This window comes from Pseudoalteromonas sp. TAE79, from assembly GCF_000498015.1.
Classification (GTDB): domain Bacteria; phylum Pseudomonadota; class Gammaproteobacteria; order Enterobacterales; family Alteromonadaceae; genus Pseudoalteromonas.
The window spans coordinates 1-17,728 of sequence record NZ_AUTL01000202.1 but is presented as its reverse complement, the minus strand read 5'-3'; the positions used below and the strand labels follow the sequence as shown (position 1 = coordinate 17,728).

At 39.7% G+C, this 17,728-nt stretch carries 19 protein-coding genes and 2 tRNA genes; 9 read left to right on the top strand and 12 right to left on the bottom strand.

Annotation, left to right across the window (positions count from 1 at the left end; genetic code table 11):
• Positions 1 to 80 precede the first annotated feature (80 nt).
• Both istB and istA read right to left on the bottom strand, forming a co-directional pair.
• Positions 81 to 836 (bottom strand): IS21-like element helper ATPase IstB, encoded by a 756-nt coding sequence (gene istB, locus L655_RS0115255; protein WP_024603886.1) that lies wholly within the window; start codon positions 834 to 836, stop codon positions 81 to 83.
• 14 nt (positions 837 to 850) lie between these two features.
• A complete protein-coding gene (istA, locus tag L655_RS0115250) occupies positions 851 to 2,395 on the bottom strand; it encodes an IS21 family transposase (RefSeq protein WP_024600838.1) in 1,545 nt (514 codons plus the stop codon).
• A 192-nt stretch (positions 2,396 to 2,587) separates the two neighbouring features.
• Here istA and L655_RS0115245 point away from each other — a divergent pair, with 192 nt between their 5' ends.
• The 3 genes from L655_RS0115245 to L655_RS0115235 are packed head-to-tail and all read left to right on the top strand — an operon-like array spanning position 2,588 to position 6,083.
• Positions 2,588 to 4,951, top strand: coding sequence for an EAL domain-containing protein (locus L655_RS0115245; protein ID WP_050582213.1), 2,364 nt, complete (start codon positions 2,588 to 2,590; stop codon positions 4,949 to 4,951).
• Positions 4,952 to 4,973: 22 nt separating this feature from the next.
• Positions 4,974 to 5,783 (top strand): DUF2797 domain-containing protein, encoded by an 810-nt coding sequence (locus tag L655_RS0115240; RefSeq protein ID WP_024605485.1) that lies wholly within the window; start codon positions 4,974 to 4,976, stop codon positions 5,781 to 5,783.
• A 6-nt stretch (positions 5,784 to 5,789) separates the two neighbouring features.
• Positions 5,790 to 6,083 (top strand): hypothetical protein, encoded by a 294-nt coding sequence (locus tag L655_RS0115235; protein WP_024605484.1) that lies wholly within the window; start codon positions 5,790 to 5,792, stop codon positions 6,081 to 6,083.
• Positions 6,084 to 6,096: 13 nt separating this feature from the next.
• Here the strand turns inward: L655_RS0115235 and L655_RS0115230 are convergent, their stop codons facing one another.
• The 6 genes from L655_RS0115230 to L655_RS0115205 all read right to left on the bottom strand — a co-directional run bounded on the left by L655_RS0115230 (position 6,097) and on the right by L655_RS0115205 (position 11,087).
• The gene (locus L655_RS0115230; protein ID WP_024605483.1) at positions 6,097 to 7,014 is read right to left on the bottom strand and encodes a histone deacetylase family protein; all 918 of its coding nucleotides are present in this window, start codon (positions 7,012 to 7,014) and stop codon (positions 6,097 to 6,099) included.
• Positions 7,015 to 7,114: 100 nt separating this feature from the next.
• Positions 7,115 to 8,656 carry a serine hydrolase gene (locus tag L655_RS0115225; RefSeq protein WP_024605482.1) on the bottom strand — a complete coding sequence of 514 codons (1,542 nt, stop codon included), beginning with the start codon at positions 8,654 to 8,656 and terminating at the stop codon, positions 7,115 to 7,117.
• 15 nt (positions 8,657 to 8,671) lie between these two features.
• Positions 8,672 to 9,166: a gamma-glutamylcyclotransferase family protein gene (locus tag L655_RS0115220; RefSeq protein ID WP_024605481.1), complete on the bottom strand. Its 495-nt coding sequence runs from the start codon at positions 9,164 to 9,166 to the stop codon at positions 8,672 to 8,674.
• Positions 9,167 to 9,193: 27 nt separating this feature from the next.
• Entirely contained in the window at positions 9,194 to 9,832 is a 639-nt protein-coding gene (locus tag L655_RS0115215; RefSeq protein ID WP_024605480.1) for a LysE family translocator, read from the bottom strand.
• Positions 9,833 to 9,843: 11 nt separating this feature from the next.
• The gene (locus L655_RS0115210) at positions 9,844 to 10,554 is read right to left on the bottom strand and encodes a hypothetical protein (RefSeq protein ID WP_024605479.1); all 711 of its coding nucleotides are present in this window, start codon (positions 10,552 to 10,554) and stop codon (positions 9,844 to 9,846) included.
• Positions 10,555 to 10,601: 47 nt separating this feature from the next.
• A complete protein-coding gene (locus L655_RS0115205) occupies positions 10,602 to 11,087 on the bottom strand; it encodes a CreA family protein (RefSeq protein ID WP_002957817.1) in 486 nt (161 codons plus the stop codon).
• Between the two features lie 207 nt (positions 11,088 to 11,294).
• Here L655_RS0115205 and L655_RS0115200 point away from each other — a divergent pair, with 207 nt between their 5' ends.
• The gene (locus tag L655_RS0115200) at positions 11,295 to 11,624 is read left to right on the top strand and encodes a 5-carboxymethyl-2-hydroxymuconate Delta-isomerase (RefSeq protein ID WP_002957818.1); all 330 of its coding nucleotides are present in this window, start codon (positions 11,295 to 11,297) and stop codon (positions 11,622 to 11,624) included.
• 311 nt (positions 11,625 to 11,935) lie between these two features.
• Here the strand turns inward: L655_RS0115200 and L655_RS1000000127445 are convergent.
• A tRNA-Met gene (locus L655_RS1000000127445) sits at positions 11,936 to 12,011 on the bottom strand.
• 179 nt (positions 12,012 to 12,190) lie between these two features.
• Between L655_RS1000000127445 and L655_RS0115190 the strand changes: the two genes are divergently transcribed.
• From L655_RS0115190 to L655_RS0115170, 5 genes are all read left to right on the top strand, one after another.
• A complete protein-coding gene (locus tag L655_RS0115190; protein WP_024605478.1) occupies positions 12,191 to 13,534 on the top strand; it encodes an integrase family protein in 1,344 nt (447 codons plus the stop codon).
• A complete protein-coding gene (locus tag L655_RS0115185; RefSeq protein WP_024605477.1) occupies positions 13,531 to 14,124 on the top strand; it encodes a hypothetical protein in 594 nt (197 codons plus the stop codon). Before L655_RS0115190 ends, L655_RS0115185 begins: the two co-directional genes overlap by 4 nt.
• A gap of 99 nt (positions 14,125 to 14,223) precedes the next feature.
• Positions 14,224 to 14,424 carry a hypothetical protein gene (locus L655_RS0115180; RefSeq protein WP_024605476.1) on the top strand — a complete coding sequence of 67 codons (201 nt, stop codon included), beginning with the start codon at positions 14,224 to 14,226 and terminating at the stop codon, positions 14,422 to 14,424.
• Positions 14,425 to 14,426: 2 nt separating this feature from the next.
• Positions 14,427 to 14,714, top strand: coding sequence for a helix-turn-helix domain-containing protein (locus tag L655_RS0115175; protein WP_024605475.1), 288 nt, complete (start codon positions 14,427 to 14,429; stop codon positions 14,712 to 14,714).
• Positions 14,715 to 15,027: 313 nt separating this feature from the next.
• Positions 15,028 to 15,624 (top strand): inovirus-type Gp2 protein, encoded by a 597-nt coding sequence (locus tag L655_RS0115170; protein ID WP_024605474.1) that lies wholly within the window; start codon positions 15,028 to 15,030, stop codon positions 15,622 to 15,624.
• Positions 15,625 to 15,986: 362 nt separating this feature from the next.
• On the opposite strand, the gene L655_RS0115165 is transcribed toward L655_RS0115170, so the two are convergent.
• The 3 genes from L655_RS0115165 to L655_RS0115155 form a co-directional block, all read right to left on the bottom strand.
• Positions 15,987 to 16,063: transfer RNA gene (locus tag L655_RS0115165), tRNA-Ile, on the bottom strand.
• Between the two features lie 253 nt (positions 16,064 to 16,316).
• A complete protein-coding gene (locus L655_RS0115160) occupies positions 16,317 to 16,814 on the bottom strand; it encodes a hypothetical protein (RefSeq protein WP_024605473.1) in 498 nt (165 codons plus the stop codon).
• Between the two features lie 327 nt (positions 16,815 to 17,141).
• On the bottom strand, positions 17,142 to 17,728 hold a 587-nt coding region (locus L655_RS0115155; RefSeq protein WP_024603875.1), incomplete at its 5' end, for an IS5 family transposase.

Sequence of the window (17,728 nt, the reverse complement as noted above, 5' to 3'; positions counted from 1 at the left end):
TGCGTATTCCGGTGATGGTGAACACCGATTCCGGTTTTATCGTGAACACTTAAATTCCACGCATTGGGTTCATGACATTTTTAACCTAAGTGTTCACGATGGTCAATTTTAGATTGAATTTTTCTCATAGACTCCCCCTTTAATTTTATCCGATGAGCATTGTGCATTAGTCGATCTAAAATGGCATCGGCTAAGGTATTATCGCCGATGGATTGATGCCATTCTTCGGTGGGTAATTGACTGATGATGGCGGTTGATGAACTGCCGTGCCTATCATCCATGATCTCCATTAAGTCATTTCGTTGTGCCGCTTTAAGTGGCTCAAGCCCCCAATCATCTAAAACGAGTAAGTCGATCTTAGCGAGTGACTGTAACATTCGACTGTAAGTGCCATCTGCTTTGGCTTGTGTCAGCGCAAGCATCAACCTTGAGAGTCGGTAATATTTAACGCTGTAGCCTTTCATGCATCCTGTATGCGCAAGCGCACAAGTGATATAGGTTTTACCGCTACCGCAAGGGCCTGTGATGAGTAAGTTTTGTGATTTATTCAGCCAATCACATTGCAGTAGCGATGCCATCATCGATTGATTGAGACCTCGCGGGTGATGATAATCTATGTCTCTGGCGTTAGCGGCTAATTTAAGTTTTGCCGCTTTAAGTAAGCGTTGTTGTTTTCGGCTCTCTCGGTCTTGGGCTTCACTGTCTGCTAGCAGTTGTAGTCGCTCATCGAAGGACAACCCTTCATAAGTACTTGGTTGTTCTATTTGGCTCACTAAGGCGTTGGCCATACCACTGAGTTTGAGTTGACGAAGCTGAGTTATCGTTTGTTCTAACATAGAATTTCCTTACCTTAATGGAAGCTTTTAGGACCACGGATATTTTCATGGGATTGTGGCAATAACGTCGACGGCTCTTCTTGCGTTCGCGGCAATTTATCTTGGTTGCTACTGAGTATGTCTTTGATATGTTTTAACCGATATAAACTGTATTGATTGGCTATCGCACAGGCGTTATTGAGCCGATCGGCGGGATAGCTTCTTGATAGGTTGAGTAAGCCTAAGCACACACGATACGCTTGTTCTTCATGTTGTTTCTGTGCCAATTGTGCTTTCACCCAGAGCAAAACGTCATCTCCAATATCTTTCGCCCAATTCATTAAACGCCCTGGTGACCATTTATGATGCTTCTCATGCTTTACAGGCATGTGCTCGGATGTGGTGGTCATGCCCGGATGATATTTTCTCGGGTGACTGGTGATGCGTTTATGCTTGAAATAAGCCTCAATCAAGTTGTCTTTGGCATGAAGTTCAAGCTTTTCACCCACCAAGTGATGGGGTACCGAGTAAAGATGGTTATCATACTGAACGTGATAATCAATATTCACTTTGACGTGTTTAATATCCGTGAATTGATAAGCTAGTTTGGGCATGGGCGCGAGGGCGGGTTTGTCGATTGACTCGAACCATGATTGTCGTGTCCCACTCAGTTGCTTAAAGGGCTTATTATTGACCTCAAGCAGTAAGGCTTTGATGCAATGGTTTAGCTCAGCTAATGAGAAAAAGGTTTGGTGTCGTAACTTGGCGAGTATCCAGCGTTCAATGATTTGCACGCCCACTTCGGCCTTGGCTTTATCTTGTGGTTTTCTGGGACGAGCAGGCACAATCACGGTGCCATAATGCGCGGCCAATTGCTGATAACTCGGGTTAACATCAGGGTCGTAGCGACACGCTTTACTGACACCACTGCGTAAATTATCGGGGATAACCATGTCAGGTATACCGCCGATAAATTCAAATGCTCGCACGTGACTGCCGATCCAGTCGGGTAGACTTTGGCTCCAGGTTGCTTCACAAAATGTATAATTTGATGCGCCCATCACCGCCACGAATATCTGGGCGAACTTCACTTCACCCGTCGCATTACAAACAATGGGCATCGTTTGACCCGCATAATCGACAAAGAGTTTTTCTCCTGCTTTATGCACTTGTCGCATCGAACGTTTTTGCTTTTTAAGCCAGGTCATGTAGCGATCGCAGAACTGAGAATAGCTGTAACAACGATTCGGATATTGCTGAGTATATTCTTCCCAGAGTAAGTTCTTGGTGACGCCTTTGCCCGTTAATTCTTTTCGAATGGCTGGCCAATCTGGCACTTCAAATCGCTGGGATGGCCGAGTGTCGGCGCGAGGATAGAACTGACTAGCAAGCACAGAATCATCAAGCTCGTCGGGCAGTGGCCAACTTAACGATAAAGCTCTGGCTTTAGTGAGTAGTTTTTGAATACCACCGACACTGATCTTAGTGCTGGCACTTATTTTTCTGACACTGAGTTGGGCAGCAAAATGTAGCCTCAACACTTCTCGAATTTTACGCATTGTGATCCTCTTAGTCGCCATATCCCTTCCTCAGTAATACAAAAAGGAAATAGCTTAACAAAGTAATTAATAATCAATGCGTTGAAATTGTACTGGTTTGGTGTGAACACCGATTCCGGAAAATCAGTCAAAAGTGTTCACGATAAAACCGGAATGAGCGTTCACGCTAAAACCAGAACGGGTGTTCACGATGGGCCGGAATCACTGTTCACGATGCTCCGGAATATGCACCAACCTGAATTACTTACTCATCAACCATTTTCAGATGTTCCATGGAGCTTTAGCCAACAAAATTATTGGTTGTTTCTTGATTTAGAAAATAAAAGTCTTAACAAGCAAAATGTTGTAGCACATTTTGACAACCCTATGGTCGATCACCTTACGGTTTATCGCCTCGATAAAAATAACAAACTAATTGAAACATACAAACTCGGCGATAAAGAAGAAGCCCTCTCTTTGTTTGAATACAGCGTACCGCATATTCGCTTTTTATTAGAAAGAAAATCATCACAACGCCTAGTAATAAAAATAGACACAATAGGCATAAGTAAAACACCTGTAAACTTGTATCGTGATAAAGAGTTTATTGACTTAGTGCGCTCTCAAACTGGGATCTGGGGTATTTTTGTAGGCGTGCTATTGATGGCTGCGCTTTACAACTTGGTGCTTTATTTTGGTATAAAAGACCGTGTTTATTTAATTTATATTGGCTACATCGTCAGCGCTATTACACTAATGGGTGCAGTACTGGGCTTTGGTTTTTATTTATGGCCTAAGCAATGGCAGCTCTTTATTCACGAACAAATTGTGTTTAGTAATTATGGGGTCGCCTTTTTCACCCTTGCTTTTTGCACCATGTTTTTGCGCTATCATAAAGATAAATGTTGGCGTTACAAAATGAGTATAGCTCTACTTTGGCTTATGTTTACTCTTGCTGTATGTAGCTTGTTTATTCCTGAAAATATAGCGGCTCCTATATTTTTTGGTGTAATGGTACTGCTTTATATTACTTGTATTATTTTAATATATAACAAGTTACGCAGTGGTTTTAGGTGGGCTAAGTTTTATGTTTTATCATGGATACCGCTAATTTTTGGTGCGGCAATTCAACCTATGGAACTCACTGGTGTTTTACCGTATACCTTTGCAACCCGCCATGCCTTTTTAGTCGCTATTTTGTGCGAAGTTATTTTAATGGCGATGGCATTAGCAGACAGGGTAAGGTATCAGCGAGAACGTGCGCTTTACCATGCCACGCATACACAACAAACACGATTACTTAATAGCTCCAAGCTAAAACAAGCATTTATGGCACTACAGAGCCAAAATCGCTCAACAACGTTGTGTTTAATAAAAATACGTCACTTTAATTCACTCAATACGATTATTACCTCTTCTCAGGGCTACACACTTATAAAGCATATAGCCAAAGAGCTTGAATTAGAACTCAGCCATGAACGTGAATTTACAAACCTCGAAACAGATTTAAACACCAGTCCTCGCTTAGCCGATTTAAGCAGTGGTGTATTTGCCTGTATTTCTACAAAAACACAAAACCAAGAAATGCTAGAAGCACTACTGACTAAAATAATTAGTAGCCTACCAAAACAATATGAAATTAAAGGGCTAAACCTGCAGCTTAGTTACAGTATAGGTATTAGTAGTGCAGGTAAAAGTAACGACTTTGAATATTGGTTAAAGCGTGGTTATTTAGCGCTTAAAAAAGCAAAAGGTAGCGTTAATCAAGTTGGGTCATCGTCAAACGGTAATAATCTGATGATGGACGTTGCTCTAGCCGCTAAGCTGCAACAAGCAATCAAAACAAATCAACTGGCGCTTTATTACCAACCTCAAATAAACTTATTAAGTAACCACGTAAGTGGTGCTGAAGCTTTATTACGTTGGCCCGACCCAACTTACAGCAACTTATCAATTGAAGAGCTAATAATACTTGCTGAACACACAGGTATTATTAACGAGCTAACACTGTGGGTAATAGAGCAAGCTTGTAAAGACATAGTTGAGCTTACTAAAAATGGCTATAACGAGCACACAATTAGCGTAAATTTAAGTGCTAAAAACTTAACCATAAATAATTTAGCCGAAAAAGTAGAAAATATTTTAATTAAATACCAAGTGCCGGCACACTTACTTAAATTTGAACTAACCGAATCGGCCTTCGTAGATAGTCAAGATGCACTTATAAAGTTAGTTGATGAGTTAACCGCATTAGGTATTAAAGTGGTACTGGATGACTTTGGGACAGGCTACGCGTCACTTAGCTACTTAGTTAATTATCACTTTAGTGAGCTTAAAATAGATAAATCATTTGTTTTTGATTTGCCTAACAACCCAACTCACCAAGTTATTGTACAAACAGCCATTGATATGGCGCATAACCTCAATTTATCAATAACAATTGAGGGGGTAGAAACCCAAGAAATCCATCACTTGCTCAAAGATATGAACGCTGATTCCGCCCAAGGTTATTTATACGCAAAAGCACTGCCTTACACCGACTATTTACACTTCTTAAAAAGCCAATATAGCTTAAAAATGTTAGACTCCTCTTTTTAACATCTTTAGGGGCCAAGTAAAGATGCAAGGCACACTGCGTAAACTAAAATCGAGCTTAACCGAACCAGTACAATATCACTTACCTGTAGGTGAACACTTAGTAGACTTAAATGCATTTATAGGTAAGGAGCTTACGCTTACCTTTAGTGGCACTATTTTATGTTCTAACTGCGGTAAAAAAACCAAAAAAAGCTATTCTCAAGGTCACTGTTTTGTATGTATGCGCAAGCTTGCTAGTTGCGATATGTGCATAATGAAACCAGAAACCTGCCACTACGATCAAGGCACTTGCCGAGAGCCGCAGTGGGGCGAAGTAAACTGCATGATCCCACACTATGTGTATCTCGCTAACACCTCAGGTTTAAAGGTAGGTATTACCCGCCACACACAAATACCGACTCGCTGGGTTGATCAAGGCGCCACTCAGGCATTACCTATTTTTAAAGTGCAAACTCGCCTGCAATCTGGTTTAGTAGAAGTTGCATTGGCTGAATTTATTGCCGACAAAACTAATTGGCGCAATATGCTAAAAGGTCAAAACGACGCAATTGACTTAAAAGCAGCGGCAGCCGAGCTGATCCCACAAATTAGTGAAAAGCTAAACGAGCTCAGTGAATTATTTGGCGCAACAGCAATAGAGCAACTTGATGAAGATGTGGTTGATTTAAACTTTCCAGTAACCGAATACCCAACAAAAATCAGCTCATTTAACTTTGATAAAGACCCTGTTGTAAGTGGTGTTTTACAAGGTATTAAAGGTCAGTACTTAATCTTTGAAAAAGGCGTTATTAATATACGTAAATTTACGTCTTATGAAGTAACCGTAGGCTAACGGGCCATGTTAAACAGCTACCCACAATTATTGGTTATTTATCATGAGCTTGAGATAGCCCATAACCAACAAGAGCAACAAGAGTGCTTGCACAGCGTTACGCAAAGTGAGCTAAGCGATGTGCGAGTACTTAACAAGCAAGGTGACTACCTTAATTTACAAGGCACTGTTTGCCCTAAATTGAATGGCGAGCAACTAGCACAGCTTGTTACAGCTTACTTATTAAATGAAGGACAATGCTGCCTTGGTAAAATCAAAACCCTAAGTACTGCGCAGGCGTTTGATTTACTAGGGCTATAAACACTCTCTTTATTTAAACCTCAGTAAGCACTTTTATATGCGCTACAGCACTGCGACCTAAAGCTGATAGCGCATAGCCACCTTCTAAATACGAAATAACCCCTTTACAACCGTCCTCTTTAGCAACGCCACATAGTTGCTCGGTAAGCCAAGTATAGTCATCTTCAACAAATTTTAAGCTTGCCATATCATCTTCTAGGTGAGCATCGAACCCTGCGCTTATAAAAAGTAATTCAGGTTTAAACGCTTTTAATTTTGGTAGCCATTGCTGAGCAAACACCTCTTTTAAATCGTCGCCATTACTGGCAATTGGCAGAGGTGAATTAACTATATGGCTATTATTTTTAACCGCTGTATTTGGATAAAACGGATACTGAAATAACGAACAAAGCAGTACATTTTCGTCATCAATAAAAATATCTTGCGTGCCATTACCGTGGTGTACATCAAAATCCGCAATAGCAATGCGCTTAACCCCTTTGCTTTGTGCGTACTTAACAGCAATAGCTAAGTTATTAAACACACAAAACCCAGATGATGAGTTTTTATTAGCGTGATGCCCTGGCGGGCGTACTGAGCAAAAAGCAGCATCGAGTTTATCGGCAAGTATTTCATCAACCGCTAACAATCCTGCACCTACTGCCCGCTCAATCGCTTTAAACGAATCGGGGCACAGCCACGTATCGCCATCTAAATTAGCGAGCCCTTCTGTTGGTAGCGTATTTTCTACGTGTTTAAGTAAAGCTTCATCGTGAGCAAGTAAATAATGCTCACGCTCGGCCTTGGGTGCTTGTAGGTGTGTTAAGCCAACATCTACGCCGCTGGCAAGTAATCGGTCTGTTATGGCATCTAGACGTTCTGGGCACTCGGGGTGGTCGTCTATCATTTTATGCTTACGGCAATGAGGATGAGAAATAACAGCGGTACGCATAAAAAGTCCCTTACAAGGTGTAAAAGCTTAATATAGCAAAGCCACCGATGGGTGGCTTTGCGACTTTGGTTTATATCAATACTTTAAATATCAATATTAGCTATTTTGCTTTTAAATGTAGGTTTCTAAAGTCAAAGCTAAAGTCGGTTACTTGTGTTGATACCGCACGCATTTTGGCACTGTTTACACGATTTTGTGAGCTCATTTCAAAACGAATAAACGCATCTGCTTCTAGTAATTTTTCATCCCACTTAACAATAAATGTATTACCAGTGTAATGCTCAAGAGTGCCTTTCAAGCGTTTAGTGTGGGTAAAATCAATGCGTAATTTACCATCTAACTGCTCAATAATTACATCGCCATACCAATCATCGTGTAATGTACCGGTGTAATTAATGTTTGGTAATTGTGGTTGGTAGTCAGCGGGGGCTTCTGGTTTTGCATTAACATACGCTTGTTGTTTGCCTTCAAAATGGCTTTTAGCTAAATCCTCTACCCAGTCTTTATCTTCAAGCTCAAGTGCATCTTCAAGTACTTCATGGGTTACCGCCGAAAGCGCACCAAAAGCTTGTTGATTAGATAAAATAACAATACCAAGTTTTTTCTCAGGCAATAAAGTAACTTGCGATACCATTCCTAAAATACCACCGCCATGACCTAGCTTTTTAAAGCCATGGTAGTCTTCAATGCTCCAGCCTAACCCATAACCCCTAAACTGCTGATGATACGATTCAAACGCACTTTTAGACGCCATAGATGTAATATGTGGGTGCCACATTTGCGCTTGTTGCTTTTCACTAAATAGCTGCTCGCCACTTGGCATTTTACCGCCTGCTAATTGCGTACGTAGCCATTGACTCATATCGCTTACACTTGAAGCAATGGCGCCTGCGCCTCTAAAGTCCTCAAGGTAGTTCACAAAAAATGGATGAAGCGTGCCATCCATAGGGATATGACCTGTCGCCCAGTTTTTATTACTTTTAGGAATACGTGAAAAGCCCGCGCGTGAGTTATCCATGTGCAGCGGCTGTAATATATTTTTTTCGATGTAATCGTTCCAGCTCATACCCGACACACGTGCAACCACTTCACCAGCGGTAACAAACATCAAGTTGTTATAAGCGTACTTACTACGAAAACTGCTCGCTGGTTTTAAATACTGTAATCCCGCTAAAATTTCATCAACTGATTTATCGGTACTTGGCCAAATCATTAAATCGCCTTGCCCAAGCCCAAGCCCACTGCGATGGCTTAATAAGTCACGAATACGCATTTCGCGTGTTACGTACGAATCGTACAATCTAAACTCTGGTAAATGATCAATTACGCGATCATCCCAGCTTAATTTACCTTCATCAACCAACTTTGCCAGTGCCGCAGTAGTGAATGCTTTTGTGTTTGAAGCAATACCAAATAAAGTGTCTTTGTTTACTTTTTTGTTGGTATCGAGATTAGTTACACCAAAGCCTTTAGCAAATATTACTTTATCGTTTTCAACAATGGCAACTGCCATACCGGGTACGTCAAAACGTGCCATTGACGCTTTAATTACGTCGTCAATTTTGTTGGTATCAACTTGTGCCCAGCTGCTAAACGTAGTGCCTGCTAATAGTGCAATTGCGGCAAGTTTGGTTAATTTCATATCAATCCTATTTTATTATTTTTGATGAACTGCAAATTCAATTGCTGCGCGCTCTTGATTGGTGTCGCTTTTTTGTGCGCGATTTAATATGGCATCACTGTATTCTTTTGGTACGCCCGCTTCAAGTGAACCGCGATGAACGTGTTTTATGTACCAATCATATGGGAGTACATTGCTGTCATGGGTATTAGCTATATAACAATGTGCGGCTACAGTCTCACCCGTTAAAAGCGTTGGGGCTATATCTACACAATCGTAACCTACGCCCTCAATACCATCTAAAATAGCTTTTTCTTCTTCATTGAGCTCATAAATAACGCCGTAAACCAATGCATCTTCTTTATCGCTTGGACAAATACTGCATTTACCTGAGCCATCTTTAAATAGCATATCAAAAGTAAGCTCGTAGCCTTTAAGTATCGCAGTTCCTACACGCTTTACATTGGGCAAGCGCGCTAACAAACGGTTAGATGACATATTAGAACCAAACGAAAAATTATATAGCGGCATTTTTATCTCCTGCGCTTTTTGAATAAGTTAAATAACAACACGTACTGCAAGTGCAATTAAAATAATGCCAATTCCACGGTCAAACCAATAACCGCGTTGTTGGAAAAAGCCCCTTACATTATCTCGAGAAAGCATCATTGAAAGCATTGAAAACCACGCCCAAGTAGCCAATGCCATGTATACGCCGTAGCCGACTTGTATGCTAGTAGGTGTTGTTGGGCTAATCACGAGTGTAAATAACGACATAAAAAATAACGTGGCTTTTGGGTTTAATGCATTGGTGAAAAAGCCGCGCCTAAAAGCCACCCAAACGGGTTCCTCTTGAACGGTTTTGTTTTCAACATCTTTTACAGCCTCGCCTTCATTACTTTCAGGCGGTTTTGCAGCTCTAAGAGCTTGTACGCCTAAGTAAGCTAAATATGCACCAGCAAGGTACTTGAGCGCCATAAATAAACTAGGCGATTGCGTTAAAATAAGCGCAACACCTAAAACGCAATAGGCAACGTGCAGTAAAATAGCAGCGCCAACACCTGCGCTTGTCCACAATGCATTGCGCCTTCCTTGTTGCACACTTTGCTTAAGTACTACGGCAAAGTCAGGCCCTGGGCTTGCTACTGCAAAAAAATGAGCAATAACAATCAGTAAAAATTCATCTAAGTATTCCACGCAGATCCTTGCTAGTTTGGCGAATAAGCTAATAACAGCGGGTTGGCCGAGTTATTTACCAATGCTTTAATTTCTTTTTGTGCTTTTTTAAACTGGCCACGTAAATGCGGCTTTAAATGCTTTTTAGACACTTTATCGTTTTTAAAGTAACTAATTAGGGCATGCATAAATACCGTATGCGTTTCACTTAACTTAGCTTCACGGTTAGCGTATGGGTTATAGCAAGAGCCACACCCGCCTTTAAACTGATACACCGTATTACTCATCATCACACCAAACCCTAAAAAACAAGCAAGTGCATCAGCAGCTTGTGGTAAATACTCCCTACCACCTGGCGGTAGCACCCCAACGTGATGAATAAGTATGGTGGCCAGAGTACCNGTATGGCTTGGCGGCACAATTAGATGGCTGCCTTCGCCACGTATTTCATTGCTAAATTCAAAGTGTGGAAAAACTTGCGGTTGTAATTGCTGCGGTGCAACTAGTTGGATAGGCCATGCGTTCATACCCGCGTAATTAGTAACGCGGTTAAAAACATTACTCGCCATTTCTTCAATGCTCGATACCGAATCAGGGAAAAAAGTGGCCGTTGGCAGTATTATTTGAGTGTGCTTTGTAAAAAACTCAGCATCAAAGTTTTCTACAGCCCAAATAAATGTATCAATAAGCCATTGCTGTTCTTGCTGCTCTAATAATGGCTTTGATTTAAATAAAGCTAACATAGTGTGCTCTTTTAGGTTTTAGTTTAGGTGCTTACGTAGGTGCTAACTTAGTCTTTTTGTGTAAGCGCCCAGTCCCACGCTTGAGTATTGTATAGCGGCACTGTTGATAGCGCATGGTGGTGGCTTCCACTGGACTCTTTAGTTGAGTACGATAAGTACAATAAAGTACGATTTTCAGCATCGTAAATACGACGTACTTTTAGTGATTTAAATAATATACTTTTAGATGATTTAAAGATCACTTCGCCCGATTTGCTACGGTCTATTTTTTGTAGCTGCTGCGCTGTAATTGGCCCCGTTTGACGACACGCTATAGACATATCAGAGGGATCTGAAAAATCTAAATTAGCCTCTATATGACTAATATGACAAGTAACGCCCTCAACAATAGGATCTTGCTGCGAATTCACCACAACATCTTTAGTTGTAAATAACCCAAGGCTTACCGAAGCAACATCGTCAGAGCAAGCACTTAACGTAACAATTGCACCTGCAAGTAAAGCTAAACGTTTAAATTTTTGTGGTAATTTCATACTTATCCTTAATCAATATATAGGTAACTTAGTAGATAAGTTACTAAGCGAAGGTTCACCTGTTTGTTTTTATACTAACATCAAAAATAAATACGACTAAATTAGTTTAAAGTAAAGATTTTAGATAGCTCAGGGTTTAGTGACCCCTCTTGTATTTGATACAATTACCTCTCGCTCATGCAGTAACTCATAATAGGAAACGCCTAAATGCCGCACATTATTATTGAACACTCAGAAGACCTCCCCGTTTTACCTCAAGTACTGGTAGAAAAAATTCATACAACCGCTTTCGAAAGTAACTTGTTTGAATTAGAAACCATAAAAACACGTGCTATTGCTTATCAGCAATATCAACTTGGCGCAGGAAAATCAGGGTTTATACATATCGCGGTACATATTTTGGCAGGACGCTCAATTGAGCAAAAACAAATGTTAAGCGAACTGCTACTTTCATGTTTAAAAACATATTGCAGAGCATCAGACAGTCTAAGCGTAAATATTTACGATATTGAGCATGAGATATACCGTAAAAATTAGTTAACTCTTGTAGCTTTGAGCAATAAAAGTAAACACTAGTAAGTAAAAAGCCCCAATAGGGGCTTTTTTGTCTTCTGACATTAAATGCTGATCACTGTCACTTATAAAGCAAAGCATCTGATCTAACGCTGGAATTTAATAGTGCATTCGCACTATTCCAAATTTAAGAAAGCTTAGCTTAATCTATGGATTAACTTTATTTAGATTACGTTTATTCTTAGGGGTAACTAAAGAATAAAAATTACACAATATTAAATTAATGTAGCTTTAAATAATTTGGATAGATATTTACTTGGGAAATTTGTAAAAAGTGGTGGCCCCTCCCAGACTCGAACTGGGGACCTAACGATTATGAGTCGAAGAAGAAAAGCATTTACCCGTATTGCTACACACCTCAAACCCCTTATATCTCCTGACCTAAAGCTTAAAATCAAAGTGTGGAACATTGCTTTACATTGATGTATATTTATCCAAAACCGATCCGTGAACGATCCGTAGATATTTAAAAGCCCTAAAAGTGCGCCAACACCTTTAGGGCTACCATCAAGAACCATAAGGGGGTTCAAGTGGCTAAAGCAAATAATACCACTAACAAAGTTAACTTTACTGCAGGACGTGTAAAAACATTTAAATGTGAGGAAGGTAAAAAAGAGTCTTTTTTATGGGACGACGAGTGTAAAGGCTTAGCAATACGTGCATTTGCCTCGGGTAAAAAGACCTATGTTTTTCAAGCATGGATTAATGGTAAAACGAGGCGCGCGGTAATTGGCCCAGTTGATGCGTTTGATATTGACCAAGCCAGAGCCAAAGCAAGAGAGTTTCAAACTCAAGCGAAAGACTACATAACTCCAGCCAAAGTTAAACAAGCAAAAGCAGCAAAAGAACTTGCCGAAGAACAAGAGCAATTGCGCGGAACAACGACCTTAAAACAAGTTTGGCTGGAGTATATCGACGCCAATAAAAAAAGGTGGGGTGAAAAGCATTACAAAGACCACCTAAAAGCAATTCAAGAACCTAACCAACCATGGGCAAGAGGTAAGGGCCGCTTAACTAAAGCTGGCTGTTTATATCCACTCATCGAAACAAAGCTAAAAGATTTAACATCGAAAAAAATCGAACGATGGTTACAAAAAGAAAATGAGACTCGCGCAGGTGTTGCCGCTCAAACCTACCGCTTATTGTTTGCCTGTTTAAACTGGTGTAGTGAGCAAGATAAATATTCAGGCTTAATTGATGTAGCAAAGCTAAAAACAAAAGACGTAAAAAAAACAGTCGTTAAACTAAGCGCTCGAACCGATAGCTTGCAAAAAGAACAGTTACCCGCCTTTTTTAAATATGTAAGACAAATACAAAATCCTGTTATTTCAGCGTTTGTGCAAACTCTACTTTTAACGGGTGCGCGAAGAAATGAGCTGGTGGGCCTTAAATGGACTGAATTAGATTTACAATGGAATAGTATGACCATACGCGATAAGGCCACCAGCAGCGGTTCAGACTCAGGTTATAGGGTAATTCCTTTAACGCCTTATGTAGCTAGTTTGCTTATTAACCTACCCCGCAGAAATGAATGGGTTTTCTCGACCCCCTCAGGCGCATCAGGCAAATTAACAGACCCCAGAAAAAGCGTTGAACCCGCACTAATAGCCGCTGGTATTGAGGGTTTAACCCTGCACGGTTTAAGACGCAGCTTTTCAAACCTATCTGAATGGGTAGAGTTACCTACTGGCATAGTTGCTCAAATTATGGGACACAAACCCAGTGCCACAGCAGAAAAGCATTACAAACAAAGGCCGCTCGATTTATTAAGGAAGTGGCACACAACGTTAGAAGCTTGGATATTAGAACAGGCTGGTGTTGCTATGCCTAACATCAGTGAGCAGCGTTTAACGCTTATTAAGGGGGCTTTATGAAAAGCAATATAACAATAGACGATGTAAAAAAAGCCAAACTCAAAGCTAAAGAATATTTAGCATCGAGATCTGAAACTATTAACAACTTGCGTGAAGTCGACACTATGAATGAGCTTGTCAATTATGGCTCACTTTCTCTAAAACTAATAGCTAATGAGGAAACCGGTAAGGTTTTTCATTTAATGAATGATAATACACTTGCTAAATTGCTTATTGCTGCAAAAAAAGACCGCACGGCATGGGATATATTAAAAGCTTACACCTCTAAAAACCCTAGCGACCCTAGGCTTAGCGAGTTTGTATTTATGCTAGCTAGTGAAAAGCCACCTGCAAAAAAGAGAGGTCGCCAGCCTGAGGTGATACGAGACTACTTTTTATTGTGCGCACTATTTTTACTTATTAATGCTGGTTTAAGTGTACCTAGTAACCGTGTTACTCGACAGAAGTTTAATTCAGCTTTTGTGCTCGAAGAAATCCTAAAAGAAATGAATTTTAAACCAATACTAAGCCCTGCAACGATCGTTGATATATATGATCGTCGTTTAGATGTTTATCAGAAAGCGGAAAATGCGGCGCTAGTTTTAAAATAAAATTATTCGGGGGGGAATTAATTAAAAATTAAACGGAATATCCCCCCCAAATAGTTATCATCATAATTCGCTAATACAAACCAACATATGAGTATTAGCATGAATATCCACAATCCAATTAACCATAACTTAACCACTGAACAGTTTGCTTTAGCATTACATGGCAAACCCAGCACTATAAGAACACGCCTATGTAAAACGGGCAGCTTCTACGGCATTAAACCCATCAAACTACCCTCTGGGCGCTTGCTATGGCCTGCTGATGCCGTACAGGCTTTATTAGCTGGTAAGGGGGTTTAACCATGTATAAACACGCCCTATCAGCCAACAATCAGCAAATCATTATCGCTAAATACATTACTAAATACGGCTCTGTGAACCGCTATGAAGCAGACGCCATAGGTGTTTGCCATTTAGCTGCCCGAATAAAGGAATTAAAATACAAAGGTATTATTTTTAACTGGGTAGATGAAAAAGTCTTTGACCCTCATGGCATAGAACACGACCGAGTAAGGCGCTACTCGTTTAAGTATAAGGCTATGAATCAAGAAGAAATAGAAAAGCTAAATAAGTTACTTGGGAAGTCCTAGAACGCATAGCTAAACACTATACGAACTAAGACTAATAACCACAGCTGGTGGGGAAGTTTGGCGACCTAGCCACCAGCTAATTAAGAGTAACTTATTCATGCTTAATATTCATTTTTTTTACTGCCTGTATTTTATTTTTTGCTTTATAAAAGTTTGGCGGTTTTGTCTTTATTCACACTTGGCGGTTTTGTCTTGGCGGTTTTGTCCGTGGGTTATTGCCTTAAGCCCAGCAGTGGCAATATATGCACTGTTATTAGGTAGTGCAATTTCAGACGGTCGTTTATATTATCCCTTTAAGTGTGTGTATTAGTTTATGCAAAAACATAAGCGAAAAAACACCACGGGGAGAAAGTATATTTCTAAATCTGATACTGTTTTACATCGTGGTGAATTAGTGAAAGTTAACGCTAAGGGCTCAGGCTGTTATACATACTTACTCAAGGTGTTATTTGAGCAATTTGATATAGGCCTAGATAAATGGGGTCGTCTAGTATTTATTATGATTGAGTTACATCAATCAGAGCTAACAGAAAACAACACTCGAATGACACAATTCAGAAAGCGCTTAACGACAAGGCTTAATGCACAATATGGTGATCTTGAAATTGGGTTTGCTTGGGTAAGAGAATTAGAGAAGTCTAAAGCACAGCATTATCACCTTGCACTATGGCTTGATGGTGACCGTGTGAAAACATCACACTATGTTTGCAAGCTTGCTAAGCAAGTATGGGAAGAAATGGGAGGGTTCTATTCTAAAAACCGTAGAAGCTATATTTATGTTAATTCACCAGAGGCAAGATTAGATGCTTTACACTGGTTATCCTATTTAGCAAAGGGGCGTGGTAAAGGCTATAAAGACAGTCAAACAAAAGACTATGGTACAAGTAGGCTAAAAACTAAGCTGATATAAAATCTATTAACCGAACAAGGCAAGCATATACGAGCTAAAACTTAGTATAACTTATGGTTTTAGGGAGTTACTTGATACAAGCAACGCTAAAAAACCTGATAAAACCTTACCTTTTGCCATTTTTTTTATACATTTTTAAAGCTATACCATTATTCGAGGCTAACTGAATTATGGTTTTCGAGTAATACATGCAATACGCTAAAGTTATATAGCCCAAAAGCTCATATAGGTTTTGCGAGCATTACGCGCGTGTAATAGTTGTTTTAAATTATAACAAAAGCCTAAAAACCGATCCGCTACCGTTCCGTAGAGATATTTTTTAAATTAAGTTAGTAGATATTTACTTGGAAAGCTTTGAAAAGTGGTGGCCCCTCCCAGACTCGAACTGGGGACCTAACGATTATGAGTCGTGTGCTCTAACCAACTGAGCTAAGGGGCCAACTTTATATAACTGCTAGGCAGTTAATTTTTGAAGCGTTCAGTCACAGAGCGACTAAAGCGGGTTGCAGTATAAAAACTTTTTAGGTGCTTGTCACTACCAAAAACCTTTATTTTAACAATCAACAAGCTAACTGCTTAAATAGTAATCTTTTAAGTGGGCATAAACATAAAATGTAAGATATTTACCGTGCTATTCACTGCATTAAATTATAAACAAAACCTATCCCATATAGTCTTTTATATTTAACCCTCTACTTTTTAAGCAAAGCTAACATATATGTGTAGGCATACAAGGCTGTAAAAAATATGCTTGGGGCTACTGTCAGTGCCAGATTAGGTGTCTGATTAACTACATTCACCATAATCACTAAGCTCGATTGAACAGTAATCGGAATAATAGGCGCAAAAAGTACGCCTGCTATTTTTTTATTACTTAAATACGAGGCGCTAGAGTTAATTGCATTATTAAAACTTTGTCGTATTGCGACGTTTTGTGGTGTTTTAGAATGAAACATACAAATAATTGGAGTTACGAACGCAAGCGTTACATAACTAAACTTATACTTGTTGACGACCTTTTCTAAAATAAAAGTAAAAAACAGCGTTACAAATCCACTATACAAACCTTGTACTAATGCAGCTTGAAGCGTGACCGATTTAGCAATATCTGCCGAACTGTTCGCCCAGTAGGCCCAGCTAAAATAAAAAACGAATGACACAACGCCTGACAGTATAAGTCGAATATTCAATTAGCTACCTCAATATGCGTAAAAGCTTGGTTTAATGATAACACTAGAAGTGATGGTAATATTGTCACTAAATAATAGAGTAATTAATCGCGTATTGTAGATATATAAACAAACTAATGTTAAAGATTTCCTAACTGGCATCAATACAGAATCAGAACACTGCAGTTAGTTAGAAAGCTTAATTGAAGTAAGCAATGGTTTGGCTGAGGGAATTTTGGGAGTGAGTTACAAGAAATAATCACTTAGTTTGAGTAAATTAAAAATTAGATTTTGATAAAAAATATTTAATTTAAAAACTAGGGGCTGTTGATCTTTGTAGTACATATATCAATCAGCCCACATTGGTAGCCACATCATAGTAAATGCTAAAGCGAGCATTGAATGATAATTTCGTTCAAGCTTTTCATACCGCGTGGCTATCCCTCTATATTGCTTAATACGGCCAAATGCATTCTCAACCAAGTGCCGATATTTGTACATGCACCAGTCAATATCTTCATTGCCTACTAAACTGTTGCCCTTACGTGGAATAACGGGTGTAGCGTTATTATCACGAACAAACGCTCTCAGTTTTTCACTGTCGTAGCCTTTATCTGCGACAACCATATTACTTGTTGGGCAATTAGCTACGAGTGACTCTGCATGGACGATATCATGCGTATTTCCACAGGATAATTCATAATAAACAGGCAACCCTCCGCTATCGACTGCAAGATGAATTTTCGTAGAATTTCCACCTCGGCTCTTTCCAATTGATTCATTGTCAGCAGTTCTTGCACCGCAACTATGTTGATGAGCCCTGACAATACTGCCATCAATGAAGACCCAATCCATGTCCGCATCACGAGATAATGCGCGAAACAGTTCATTCAAAATCCCTTTTTTGGACCATAAATTAAACCGTCTGTAGATAG

Coding starts and splice junctions, on each gene's coding strand:
- L655_RS0115240 (WP_024605485.1), top strand. CDS start 4,974: ATGCAAGGCACACTGCGTAAACTAAAATCGAGCTTAACCGAACCAGTA.
- L655_RS0115175 (WP_024605475.1), top strand. CDS start 14,427: ATGTATAAACACGCCCTATCAGCCAACAATCAGCAAATCATTATCGCT.
- L655_RS0115200 (WP_002957818.1), top strand. CDS start 11,295: ATGCCGCACATTATTATTGAACACTCAGAAGACCTCCCCGTTTTACCT.
- L655_RS0115205 (WP_002957817.1), bottom strand. CDS start 11,087: ATGAAATTACCACAAAAATTTAAACGTTTAGCTTTACTTGCAGGTGCA.
- istB (WP_024603886.1), bottom strand. CDS start 836: ATGTTAGAACAAACGATAACTCAGCTTCGTCAACTCAAACTCAGTGGT.
- L655_RS0115220 (WP_024605481.1), bottom strand. CDS start 9,166: ATGCCGCTATATAATTTTTCGTTTGGTTCTAATATGTCATCTAACCGT.
- istA (WP_024600838.1), bottom strand. CDS start 2,395: ATGGCGACTAAGAGGATCACAATGCGTAAAATTCGAGAAGTGTTGAGG.
- L655_RS0115225 (WP_024605482.1), bottom strand. CDS start 8,656: ATGAAATTAACCAAACTTGCCGCAATTGCACTATTAGCAGGCACTACG.
- L655_RS0115185 (WP_024605477.1), top strand. CDS start 13,531: ATGAAAAGCAATATAACAATAGACGATGTAAAAAAAGCCAAACTCAAA.
- L655_RS0115170 (WP_024605474.1), top strand. CDS start 15,028: ATGCAAAAACATAAGCGAAAAAACACCACGGGGAGAAAGTATATTTCT.
- L655_RS0115230 (WP_024605483.1), bottom strand. CDS start 7,014: ATGCGTACCGCTGTTATTTCTCATCCTCATTGCCGTAAGCATAAAATG.
- L655_RS0115235 (WP_024605484.1), top strand. CDS start 5,790: ATGTTAAACAGCTACCCACAATTATTGGTTATTTATCATGAGCTTGAG.
- L655_RS0115180 (WP_024605476.1), top strand. CDS start 14,224: ATGAATATCCACAATCCAATTAACCATAACTTAACCACTGAACAGTTT.
- L655_RS0115245 (WP_050582213.1), top strand. CDS start 2,588: ATGCTCCGGAATATGCACCAACCTGAATTACTTACTCATCAACCATTT.